The sequence below is a fragment of the Spongiivirga sp. MCCC 1A20706 genome (genome assembly GCF_046524175.1).
Lineage (GTDB): Bacteria > Bacteroidota > Bacteroidia > Flavobacteriales > Flavobacteriaceae > Spongiivirga.
Genome location: NZ_JBEFZF010000012.1, coordinates 1 through 12,985 on the forward strand (window position 1 = coordinate 1; position 12,985 = coordinate 12,985).

Annotated in this window: 8 protein-coding genes; 2 read left to right on the top strand and 6 right to left on the bottom strand. The window is 37.8% G+C overall.

Features of this window, described 5'->3' with window-relative positions; genetic code table 11:
- The 4 genes from ABN763_RS18855 to ABN763_RS18870 all read right to left on the bottom strand — a co-directional run.
- Nucleotides 1-4,340 (bottom strand): beta strand repeat-containing protein (locus ABN763_RS18855; RefSeq protein WP_410487060.1); only part of this gene is annotated, 4,340 nt, incomplete at its 3' end.
- A 178-nt stretch (nt 4,341-4,518) separates the two neighbouring features.
- A complete protein-coding gene (locus tag ABN763_RS18860; protein WP_410487061.1) occupies nt 4,519-4,752 on the bottom strand; it encodes a hypothetical protein in 234 nt (77 codons plus the stop codon).
- 127 nt (nt 4,753-4,879) lie between these two features.
- The gene (locus tag ABN763_RS18865; RefSeq protein ID WP_410487062.1) at nt 4,880-5,617 is read right to left on the bottom strand and encodes a LytR/AlgR family response regulator transcription factor; all 738 of its coding nucleotides are present in this window, start codon (nt 5,615-5,617) and stop codon (nt 4,880-4,882) included.
- On the bottom strand, nt 5,614-7,335 hold the full coding sequence (locus ABN763_RS18870; RefSeq protein ID WP_410487063.1) for a histidine kinase: 1,722 nt from the start codon (nt 7,333-7,335) through the stop codon (nt 5,614-5,616). The genes ABN763_RS18865 and ABN763_RS18870 overlap by 4 nt, the downstream gene beginning before the upstream one ends.
- A 382-nt stretch (nt 7,336-7,717) precedes the next feature.
- Here ABN763_RS18870 and ABN763_RS18875 point away from each other — a divergent pair, with 382 nt between their 5' ends.
- Together ABN763_RS18875 and ABN763_RS18880 are read left to right on the top strand one after the other, a co-directional pair.
- Nucleotides 7,718-8,872, top strand: coding sequence for a hypothetical protein (locus ABN763_RS18875; RefSeq protein WP_410487064.1), 1,155 nt, complete (start codon nt 7,718-7,720; stop codon nt 8,870-8,872).
- Between the two features lie 321 nt (nt 8,873-9,193).
- Nucleotides 9,194-9,442 carry a hypothetical protein gene (locus ABN763_RS18880; RefSeq protein WP_410487065.1) on the top strand — a complete coding sequence of 83 codons (249 nt, stop codon included), beginning with the start codon at nt 9,194-9,196 and terminating at the stop codon, nt 9,440-9,442.
- Between the two features lie 358 nt (nt 9,443-9,800).
- On the opposite strand, the gene ABN763_RS18885 is transcribed toward ABN763_RS18880, so the two are convergent.
- Both ABN763_RS18885 and ABN763_RS18890 read right to left on the bottom strand, forming a co-directional pair.
- On the bottom strand, nt 9,801-11,798 hold the full coding sequence (locus ABN763_RS18885) for a hypothetical protein (RefSeq protein WP_410487066.1): 1,998 nt from the start codon (nt 11,796-11,798) through the stop codon (nt 9,801-9,803).
- Nucleotides 11,799-11,817: 19 nt separating this feature from the next.
- Nucleotides 11,818-12,702, bottom strand: coding sequence for a type IX secretion system membrane protein PorP/SprF (locus ABN763_RS18890; protein WP_410487067.1), 885 nt, complete (start codon nt 12,700-12,702; stop codon nt 11,818-11,820).
- Between the last annotated feature and the right edge of the window lie 283 nt (nt 12,703-12,985).

Below are 12,985 nucleotides of genomic sequence, written 5' to 3' on the forward strand. Positions count from 1 at the left end.
AATGTTCTTGTTGCAATCCCACAATTATCAGCACTACCATTATCGATGTCATTGGGTGTAATGCTAGCCTGACCATTACTATCTAGCTGTACTGTAATGACTTGGGGGATTACACTTGGAGGAATCGTGTCTTCTACCGTTACAATGGCTGTGGCTGTTTCGGTATTAGGGCCTTCAGTGACCGTCAGCGTCACTGTATTCTGCCCGATGTTGGAACAATCAAAAGTGGTGGTATCCAAACTTAAACTGATGTTACCACATCCGCTACCCGAACCATTATCGACGTCTTGTGGGGTGATGGTGGCTTGACCATTAACATCTAGTTGTACCGTGATATCTTGGGCAATGGCTGTTAAGGGCTGATTGTCTTCAACAGTCACAACCGCAGTGGCGGTGTCGGTGTTACCGCTTGGGTCGGTTACGGTTAAAGTCACGGTATTAGCACCTAAGTTGGAACAATCAAACGTTGATGGGCTAACGGATACATTGACACCGCAATTATCGAAGCTACCATTATTCACATCCGAACCTGTAATACTCACCTGTCCATTGGCCGCCAATTGTACTGTGATATCTTGAGCAATTGCCAAAGGAGCAATGTTGTCTACAACGGTTACCGTGGTCGAAAAATTTGTGGTATTCCCGCTTCCGTCGGTCACCGTAACAACTACTTCATTAGGACCTAGGTTGGAACAATCAAAACTAGTCGTTGATAAGGTCGTGGATGCAACCGAGCAATTATCGGTTACACTAGTCACAACATCTGACTGCAATAAGGTTGCAGTTCCATTCGTATCCAGTTGTAGCGTCGTATCCTGTAAGAGAAGATTTGGTTGAACACTATCAACAACCGTTACAACTGCTGTATCGGTCACACTGTTTCCTCCAACAGTAGCGGTTAATGTCACCGTCACCGGAGACCCAATATCGCTGCAATCAAAGTCTGTAATATCTAAACTTAATGCAGGGCTTGTTGTACAACCACTTCCGGAGCCATTATCAATATCTTGTGGAGTGACCGTAGCCTGGCCATTAGTATCTAATTGTACAGTAATATCTTGTGCAATTGCAGTTAATGGCTGTTCATTAACGGTCACCGTGGCTTGTGCCGTTGATACATTACCATTTACATCTGTTACGATTAAATCAACAGTATTTTGACCCAGGTCATTACACGTAAATGTTGTTTGGCTCGGCACCACTGAAGCTAATCCACAATTGTCATTACTTCCTCCGTCAATATCATTTCCACTCAAGGTCGCCTGACCGCTGGCATTTAATTGTATGGTTGTATTTTGAGTAATAGCATTGGGAAACACGTTATCAACTACAGTAACAACTGCATTAGCTGTGCTTATATTACCACTAATATCGGTTACTGTAAGCGTTATATTGTTCGCTCCTATATTGCTACAATCAAAGTTCCCCTGGCTAATAGCAGTAGATTGCACAGCACAATTATCCGTACTGCCGCCGTCAATATCGGCAGGGGTTATGCTTCCTAAACCATTGTTATCAAGTGCCACTGTTACGTTTACGGCAATTGCGGTTGGTGGTATAGTATCCTCCACCGTTACAATAGCTGTTGCAGTATCTGTATTGCCTCCACTCGTTGCCGTTAAGGTGACCGTATTGGGTCCAATATTACTGCAATCGAAGTTCGTAACATCCAGGCTAAGGGTCGGATTTGTAATACAGCCGCTACCTGAACCATTGTCTATATCTTCCGGTATGATTGTGAACTGTCCTAAAGGACTGAGCGCAACAGTGATATCCTGTGCTATGGCAGTAAATGGTGAATCTTGAACCGTCACCGTTGCCGTTGCTGTAGATACATTTCCGTTCACATCGGTTACAACTAAGTCAACTGAATTTACACCCAAATCAGTACAATCAAAGGCGGTTTTACTTGGAACAACCGATACCAATGCGCAATTATCGCTACTACCACCATCAATATCATTCCCTGTTAGCGTAGCTTGCCCATTTGCATTTAATTGAAGGGTAAAATTCTGGCTTATAGCATTGGGTGCTATGTTATCTTCAATAGTAACGGTAGCCGTTTCGGTGGTCGTGTTACCTGAACTGTCGGTAGCTGTAATGGTAACCGTATTAGGGCCTATGTTGCTACAATCAAAATTGGTGATATCGATTGACTGCGTAGCCACCACACAATTATCAGTAGGGAACCCTACATCGCTTAAGGTAATGGAGACACTACCATTTGTATCTAATTGTCGTGTGATATTCAGGGTAGCAATAACTGGAGCCACATTGTCTTCAACAGTAACAATTGCCGTAGCGGAATCGGTATTCCCGTTATCATCGGTTACCGTTAAGGTTACGGTGTTCGGTCCGATATTAGAACAATCAAAATTCGCTGTACTTAATGTAAACGTTAAATCTGAAGCAGGAGTACAGTTATCAGCGGTACCATTATCGATATCATTCACTGTAATACTGCCCTGACCGTTGGTATCTAACTGTAGGGTAAAATTTTGTGTTACCACCGTTGGCGGTTGGTTCTCTAAAAGCTGTAGTGTTCTACTAATTGTGCTATTAGGTTCAGTAGTTGCTACGCTGGTCACGCTATTAGCTGGAAGCGTAATATTAACCGTTTCGGTACACGTGGTAAAAGTACCTGTAATTGTAAATGAATAAGAGCTTCCACTTCCGCTTAAATTTGATAAAACCACATTGGCCGGTACCGTAAAATCGGTTAAAGCCAACCCAGTTACCGCTTCATTAAAATCAATCGTTACTGTTACCGGATTGACTGGATTTTGAGGCACTGTAATGTTGGCCGTAACCGGAGCTGCTCCGCAATTGGTACTCACTGTTAAACCGGTATCAACAGTCCAGCTATTACCTGCAATTTTTTGATTTGCTACAGTTACGTCATCAACCTGGAGACAGCTTAAATTTGGAGACTGACTTACATCAACAGCGTTTGCAACGGATTTTACACTTACAAATTCTAGATTAGGACAATCTGTTGCAAAAAGCGACCTAAATACACCCGCGTTGTTAAAGTAATCTTCAAGATCCAACACTTCAACATCAGTGCTAGTTACATTTATACCGGAAAGATTAGCGGTATTATTTGGCCAAATTACAGAGCGTAAACTTGAATTATTAGCATCAAATATTTCAAGATTTGAATTTGTACTTAAATCAATATCCTTTATCCCTGTTGCCGCTATATTCAAAAATTCGAGGTTACTTAACCCGCTAACATTTAAAAACTCGAGTCCAGAACCATTGATAAAAATCTGTTGAATAGCAGTCAGATTCGTAAAATCCAAAGAGCCTGCTAAAGGGTTACCTATTGCTATTAAAACTTCCAGATTTTCAAAGGCTTCTATGCCGGTTAAATTATTAATATTGAATCCTATCAAGTCTAAAGCACCTGATGTTGCCAGGGCATCTGCGGTAAATATTTGTCCATTAATAACGCCATCAGTATCAACACCCCTTGTAATTAAAGCTTGTTCAAAATTAACATCGGGTATTAAGGTTATTGGTTGAGATGTGCAAACACTAGCATAAGACGTAGTTGCACCTATTTGCCAACTGGCAGGTATGTTATTAGGATCATCAACGGCAATACAGGTTAAATTAGGGTTGCTGAAAGCATTCATAGTGAGGATGTTCGCATTGTTTCCGTTTCTTAAATCTAATGTAGAAAGTCCTGTTCGAGAACAGCTAAAAAGACTTAGTATCGTATTTTGCCTAAGGTCAAAATTGCCTGTAAAGTTCGTAGTATCATCTACATTTAAGGCAGCTAAACTTGGAAGTGATGTGGTATTTAAAGAACTAATTCCAGTTTGATTGACTACTAGCGTATTAAGCGCAGGTACATTACCTAAATCAATGGTGGATATTTGAGTTTCACTAAGAAAGAGTTGTTCTAAATTTGGAACAGAGGACAAATCGATATTACTAATATTGGTTCTTCGCAACTCAAGATCTTCAAGATTCCCATTAACAGGCAGCACGATATTACTCAGCATGGTGCAGTCATCCATATCTAAGTCCCTCAGAGAGATTAAACCATTAAAATCAGCTAATTGAATCCCTGTATTTGAAGATGCGTTAAAAACAATCATACTGGTAAAATCTTCTATTCCAGTTAAATCGGAAATATTCTTGTTTGATACATCGAGATTCGTGACAGAGGCAATATCAGCGGTAAAAACCTGTCCATTAACAGTATTATCACTGTCAATACCTTGCGTTATCAATTCTTGTTCAAAATTAGCATCGGGTATTAAGGTTATTTGTCCGTAACACCAGCTTACGGCACAAAATAGTAGGCTAAAGAGTAGTTGTTTTCTCATGATAAGATTCATTTAGTTTTCATTATGAGTACTTCATTCCATCAAGAATTAACGCTCATTTTGATTTAGAAATCAATCAAATGTAAATGACAAAACAGGCTAAATATTCGGATTTTGATAAGTGTGAAGGTCACTTTTAAAAGTGTCGTTCCTTTGCGAAAAAGTGTTACCAAATAATTTACCGTGACAGCTGTTTTTTTAGCTGTGCTAAACGATGTAGCTCTTGACTAATATCAATTTTACTGGCAATTCTTTTTAACCTATTTGCATAGGCCTCTGCGTTGCGAATGAATAGTCTTGATTCCGGTTGCCCCTTCATAGCTTCCGCCTTATCAAGCCAATTACACATAGCCTGATAAGAAACCTGAATTTTGTTATCAAGTGGATCTTTATTAGAATTTTTTGGAATCATAACTACTTTTGTCTCAACCTAGGAAGGATTTACCTTTTAAAGATAAACCACATGCTTACATTTTTTTAGGAGTTACAAATCCGTAGCGAAGTAATTTAAAAATGTAGTAGCTTATTTTATGAAAGAGCTAAGAAATTCTGGCAATCAAATCAGCTTTTCGACGAACTGAAATGGGTATTTCTGAATTGTCATTCATTACCACAATATCCTGAAGTCCTTTAGTGATGCGCTTTATTTTATTGAGATTAACGATATAAGAAGTATGTACCCTGAAGAATTGTCGATCAGGTAGTAGTTTTTCATATACCTTGAGGTTTTTAGAGATGGTTATTTGCTCTTCTGTAACCAAATAAAACGTCGTATAACTACCTTCGCCTGCGCAATACATGATATCTTCAATATTCACTACATAAATATTGGTCTGATCTTTTAAAACGATACGTTTTCCATAGTCTGTAGCGATATTTGTTTGCAAGGCCTGAAGCTTTAGAAACTCATCCTCTTTGCTAGACTGCTCTCTAACTCTTTCGACTGCTTCAATAAGTTCATCGGGATCAACAGGTTTTAATAAAAAATCAATAGCACTCAATTTAATCGCACGCAGTGCATACTTATCATATGCAGTACTAAAAATTACTTTGAAAAAAATATTATTGGCAAAGTGCTTTAGTAGGTCAAAGCCAGTACCATCATCCATTTCAACATCTAAAAAAACAAAATCAGGTTGTTTCTCAGTTACCATCAAAATCCCGGTTTTTACGCCATCGGCCATACCGATCACGTTTACCTCAGGACAAAACATCTCCAGTAAATTTTTCAGATAGCTTCTCGCATCTGATTCATTATCTATTATAACTGCTCTCATTGATATGGACAAAATATGGTAATGTGTGTACCATGACTCCCGGTACTAATGTCATGAAAATATTTCGTTTCATCCTTAAACAGCCGTAAACGTTCCTGGATTATTTGAATGGCTCTTGAAGTATGATTTTTCTTTTTCATGTCACTTTCTATTCCGGACCCATTATCAATAACTTCTGCCTTTAGTACCTGATCATTGGCTGTTGAAAAAATGACCTTTAATTCTCCGGTATGATTAATATTTTTAAAACCATGCTCAATAGCATTTTCAACAAAAGGTTGCACTATTTGAGTAGGAATCGCAATAGCATCTTCACAGTTGTTTTTGATTTCATACTCGAACTTACTTTTATACCTGATTTTTTGCAATTGAATGTAATTTTCTAGCATCATAACCTCCTCATCGATGTCAACAAAATCATTGAAACTTGTCTCCAATGTTTGGCGCATCAATCTTGCAAATTTGGAAATATACCGAACACTATCTTTCTTTTCGGAAGAAGACAACACTTTCTGTTGAATACTGGTGAGCACATTGAAAAAGAAATGCGGGTTTATTTGTGCTCTTCGGAGTTGCTGTTCGGTTTGATTTCGCCTTTCCTTTTCCTTAAGAACCCTTCGGTTCCAAAAATAAATGATTGCTGCGATCAAAGCGAAGGCGAAGACGGCTATTGTTAATATCCAGTTGTTTTTGGTTGCTAGCGCAAGATCTTTTTGTGTACTTTCTTGTTTTAGTAGAAGATTCTCGTTTTCCTTTTTTTCATTATCATACTGTTCTTGAAGTTCTATTAATCTTAGTTGTTTTTCTAAGTTGAAAATACTGTCTTTTAGTCTTTGCGCAGTCTGCGCTTCAAAATAAGCGTCTTCAAAACGTCCTTGTTTTTCATAAACCTTGGCTAAAAGGTCTGAAATTGATTCTAAATTTGCCGTTAGTGCATCATTCTTAAACGACATTAAATCGCGTTCTGCCTCGTTAAACTTTCCGATATTAAAATGAACCCTAGCCTTGTTGATCATCCCTTCTTGAAATACTTCAATAGGTACGTCGTTCTTATAATATATTATCAGCGTATCCACATAGGCTATAGCATCTTGGTAGTGAGAGGTCTCCATACTATGTTTGGCGAACTGCACATAAGATGAGCCTGTAATTAATCTGTAATCTTCTGCTTTACTTTTATCAAATGCTAGCTTCAAAAAATACGTTGAACTGTCTAGTTGATCTCTTTCAAAATAGGAGATCCCTAAATTATGCAGCAAGGTTATATGCCAATTAGCATTTAACCTTTCCGGACATAATTCCAACGCTTCATATCGATATTTTAATTGTTCTTTGGGTTTTGATTTTGCTGCAGCCAGTAGCTCGGCTATATTGCTGTACATCATTGATGCCCCCAAAGAATCGTTCATTTTTTTATACACTTTGGCAGCTTCAATTAAATAATTGGCCGAACGTTCGTAAGCACCAGTATAATAAAAGTACTTTGCGTGTACTTCGCTTACCATAGCTGACACAGTATCAACCTTTAATTCGTAAGCCATCTTAAGCTGATTCAACAATGCGGGAACACTATCATATTGCTGTTTATCAATTTGTGATGAAACAATATCTCTAAGCTGATACGCCTTTTGAAAATCGATTATTTCATTATTGGATTTTTCTTGAGAGAAACCCTTAAAAAACCACAAAAACAAAAGAATGATTACAACTTTTTTCATCAAATGTAAGGTTAGCTGCTATGAACTTGAATCACAAGAGTCAAATATAGTTCTATGACACAAGATGTATTGAACACATTAAAAATCGTAATTATTTGATTTAAAAACGATATCATTTGATTTAAAAACGAAAATCATGAATGAACAAATTCGAGGTTTCAAGATTTTGAAAACCTTTCGCAAGCCTACAACCTCTTATTGATACACAAGTTTAAATGTAAACTAAACAGTATTGAAATATCAACCTACGGTTATAAATCTACAAATCAATCACTTTAATAAGCTGCTACTTTTGAGTCAATAGCGAATGCAAAAACAAACTCAAAAAATGCGATTTATTACAATTATCTCTCTATCATTTTTTCTGCTTACTATACATTCAATGAAAGCGCAAAAAGCAGCAGAAATAGGTTTAAAATTTGCTACGAAAAAGCTCACAACATTGGCAGAATCTCCTAAGTGGGGTGATGCAAACTATGAACAGAATTATAGCAAGTTTATTAAGAAAGCAGATAAATATATGGCCATACTTCAAAAAGCCAACATAAACTCTCCTGTATTAGCTGAATTCAAGAAAAAAATAGAAGCGTATCGTTTGGCATATGACCAACACAATACTTCAAGTAAAAAAGTGATTGTTCCCGATCGGGACACAGCATTAATGGAACAACAACATAAGGCATTAGCCCAAGCCCAAGCACAGCAGGCTGAAATGATCAAGCAATGGGAGAAAGAGCGTGCAGCAGAATTTGATAGCCATAAAGACAATGGTGTGCCTAATGACATTCATAAAAAACACCTCGGTAAACTTATGTTTGGCAGCTATACGTATGGAAAAGGCAATCCGAATTTTATTAGCAAGGTGCAAATGGAGACTCCTTTTGATTTCCATCTTTTCTTACCAAAATCAATTCAAAACCTAGCGGTTGATCAAGCAAAAAAGAACAACGACAAACGTTGGCTAGCAATCACTGACAATGGCTTGGAGTTCCATATCTACGCCAATGGAGAATTGACTCATAAGTGGGTTGAAATAGACCCCAATAACTTAGAACCAAATACTTACTATACCGGAAACGTCATGAAACCTGAAAAAATAAACTTCTATGGTTCCGCTGGTTTTTATCGCTATTACGGACAAAAAACGATTATAGAAAAGCTCAAAGCTGGCATTCACACTATAAAAGTGGAAGTATTTTTGTTTAACAACACTATTCAAGATTCAAATAAACCTAAAGTAGCAGAGGGCGAATTCGAGTTATCATTTTCAAAAGCCGATTGGATTAAACTGGATAAGGAACGAAATATAAAACCGCAAAGAAGAGAATATCGTATCGCCTGTTTGCACGCTGTTTACTTTAGAACGTCACCTAATGGTATTAAAAGCGAATACAAAGGAAAAGGTTCAACAGGAAGTTACTCCAAAGGTCAAAAAATTTATGTCTATAACCCTAAAACAGGAGTGACAACATATTTAAAAACCTTATCCTCAGCGTCCGATCCCATCATTGTGCCTAAAAGTTTTTGTAGCTATTGATGAGTTCGAGAAAAGTAAAAATATCGTTTGTTATTATCTCGTTTATTCTTGGTTCCCTGATGATTTTTGTGAGTTATACCATGATAAAAGATGGAAGTTTTTACATCCCGCGATTATTAAAACTAGGAATATTTTTTTGTGTCATTGCATTAGTCGCATTGCTTCTTCCTAAAAAGCTAATCACTTTAAAAGTCAATCAACAATCAAATTGGTCTTGGGAGCATTTCTCTACAAAAACAAAATACACTTTCATCATTGTTTTTGTCGTAAGCCTAATTACAACAAACTATTTAAGTCATTTATTCATTAAACATCTATAATATGGTTTCACTAATTGGATTAATTATTCTCATTTTCGCAGGCATCAATTTTTGCTGGATATTGTTATGGTATGTCTTGAATTTAAGTGGAAAAGCAGGAGCACAGCTATCAAAAAAAATAGGTACAGATAACAAACATACAGATGAGTACCTAGAAACGGGAAAACACTTTTCTAAAGAATTGGTTCAAAAACTACTTTGGAGGTTTGTTCTAGTTATTATTGGATATCTGTTGTATACTTTTGGATAGTCAAAAAAGCAGCATATAACCCAATATGCTGCTTTTCGCTACTAATCTAAAAACTCAATCAATTAAAATACATATTGAATTCTAGCTCCGCAAGAATTTTATGGAGTATGTAAATATCCTAATACACCGCTTTCTATTAGTACTACAAATACCCCTATGCATATCAAACAGATAAGCAAGAACACTAATGGGGCTTTGTAGTTATGGTTAGAATATTGCATTTCCGAAAATATAAATGACATAGCATCCCCAAATAAAGATCGATACCAGCACTATGCGCATTAATAGGAGTAAAACCTGATACTTTACTATCAATAGCTGTTTTTCAATCAATGGAAATTTAGGCATACACATCGCTTTATTTTACATTATCGCAGGATATATAAACATTCGTTCCTGCTCCCGCAAACTCCAAATTGCTATTAAAGGTCCCGTCACCCTTTGCTTGTTGTTTAAAGTTGATATACTGATACATACACTTGCCATCATGTTCTTTTGATACCATAGCAATGTCAATAGAACGGGATACTGTTACTCCCGCATAGCTCTTGTCGTAATCCCAGTTTACAGATGTGATTATGGCTTTATTATAGGTTTTTCCCGAGCCTTCACTTTTTCTTCTCATGATAGCAAGTGCTTGATTTTGCAGGTTCACATCATTCATGCCTGCTTTTGGCAGCTTGGTTTCGCTTAACCGTTCATTTTCCGATTGGGTGAGCATTTTTCTTAATTCATCCAAGCCTGATGATACATCTATTTTAAAGCTTGCTCTGAATGATTGACCCGGTTTTCTCATACTTAGCTTTACCCCAACTTCAACATCGCTATATGGACCAGCATTTATCAAACCGTTCAAAGTATGTTCAAATGTCCGAATATCATTTTCCAGATATGGTTTGCCGTTTTTTTTCTTCCATTGTTCACATGGTAACAACGCGAATTGCAGGTAGTTTTTATCTTGCATAGGGCTTGTTACCCACACGGCCGTATTAGTAGGATTGGATATAATGCCTCCGTTAATAGAAATCTCCATATTATTCATAGCATATGAATCGGTAAGTTTCCGTAATCTCGTCGGCAGATAGACAATACCATAAATATGATCACCTGCTTTAAAGCTTGTTGTGAAATCAGATGCCACTTCCTTACCAACGGTAATTTCTTTTTTGGAAAAAAGCATTTTCCCTAAATACTTTTCATGCATTTCGCTATCATAGGAAATAGCATTTTTCTTTGAGTTCATCTGACTTTCTACTTGGGTCAACCATTTGGAGGCCGTAGGATTCCCTGGTGCAAATTTCAGTAGTAGTTTGCAAAACATTTGAGCCCTTTTCAATTGCTCAATCTCCAATTGGGGATTACCTTTTACACTAGAATCGTTAAGATAATCAATATAGGTATTGAACATCCCATTACTTTTTGATATGAATGCCGGATAATCATTCAATGCCTTTTGTACCTGCTCTGCATAAAACTGAACTCTTGGATAAGTACCTTCTTTTTTTGAAGTTTCAATATTATTTTGAAACTGTTCAACCGTAAAGCTTTCAAACATCTTATTTGTTTTATAAACCCAATCGCCCGTAAAATCTTTTAGCCCTTTCGCTCCGCGAGCACCGTTGGGACCTTCGCTATAGATGTAGGGGAGATTCATTACTAGATTTCTGAAATAGTTTGCGTCTGCCTCTTTATTCAATGTTAAGCTTATTTCACGTCCAGATTCACTATTCAGTAACCCTTCCAATCTTTCAATTTCTGAATGCGCCAATGCAAGGTTCAAGTCTTGGTGTTGATTAGTGATTTGGGTCAAGGCTTCTTTTGCATCCTTCAATAATTTAAAACTATTTGTAGGTTTCTTATGCCTATAGTATTCGAAAGCCTTTGTTAATAAATCAGTTTTGAATCGGTAAAAAGTGTTATAGGCTGGGTGCGTTTCCAGAACGAGCTGATCTATTTGCTTATCATAATATCCTTTTTGCATTGTTGCTTTTCTTGCTCCATCTGCACCGCCAGCAGCATTATATTCAGAACGGAAGCTTTCTAATTGTTCTTCCTGAGTTGAGATGTCCAAATCAGGACACTTTGATTTGATTGCCTTTAAATAACGATCGGCATTTCCCAAATAAGTTTTAAATCCGCCGCTAGACACCTTACCTTGTTCCTTTCTTTTTTGTAGATTTTCAAGTGCTTTTGTTAATGATCTGAGGCTAGAATCGCAAGCTCCTTTCACCACTTTGTCTTTCATCGTATTTATTTTATTCTTAAAACCAATTTGAGAGATATCCTTTATAGAAGCTGTTGCTATCAATGTACAGCATAACAGTATTGGTATTGTTCCTAATATTTTAGCTTTCATACTACACTTCTTTTAGTAATCACAAATTAAACCTAAGTAACACCTCATGTGATCCTCTGCTGTAGTCTCCGATGTTGGTAGTCGATCGGTCATACGCATACCCAAAAGCCATCCAGTCTGCCATCTTCACAAAGGCCAGTCCACTCACTGATTCATTCAGTCGGTAGTTCAGTCCTAACTCCACACGCTTGTAGATATCAAAGGTCCCCGTCAGATCGATCGTCGTCGGACTACCCGATACCAGTCGCACCATCGTCGAGGGAGTGAATCGAAGGTTCTCGTTGATTGCTAGATGATAGCCACCCCCTGCAAAGAAGTGCAGCTCATCAGTGGCCTCTGTAGCAATACCCGCCTGCTTCTCAAAGCGATCACTCTTGAGTAGTTGTGGAGCCGATAGGGTTAAATAGTAACTGCTACCTCTTAACAAGGCCCCCACCCCGATGTTCGGATTAAAACTACTCACATTCTCTGTAAACAGCGGATCGTTCGTAATCTGTAGCGAGTTTAAATCAATATCTACAAAAGACCCTCCAGCCTTTAGGCCTAGGTAGAGTTTTGTGTTATCTGTTAATTGCAGCTTATACGAGAAGTCGATGTAGGCATCCGTCTCATTTAGGACAAACACCTGATCATTCACCACCGAGGCCCCGATACCTATCTGATCATTGATCGGAATACCCAATGACAGACTCTGGGTCTCAGGGGCACCCTCTAAGCCAACCCACTGACTACGAAAGTTAATGTTTAACTGACTCTGTTCGCTACTTCCTGCATAGGCAGGGTTCACCACATTCATATTGTAGTTATACAAGGTATAACTAGGATCCTGTTGGGCCAGTGTTCTGTATGGTAGCCCTATGAATACTACTACTACCAAAAGCCTCATATATATTGATCTTCTCATGTCTCTTTTTAGTTTCTCTGATTCTTTTTCTGTATTGGTTGATTCTTTTAAAAATGCAACACCAAGCGTAGCCGCCTTACAACAAGTGTATAGGTACTTCCCCCATGACACCTTCAGCTACGCTTTAGTGCATCCATCCTGTTTTTGCAAGTATGAAATAGCGGGTTAATAGTTGATATATATCCAACCTTGCTTCGGGGAGAAGTCTGGGTCGTTAAGCTCGATCACATACAGATAACTCCCTACGGGTAATCGTTTACTACCTCCAGCTTCACTCGAAGTC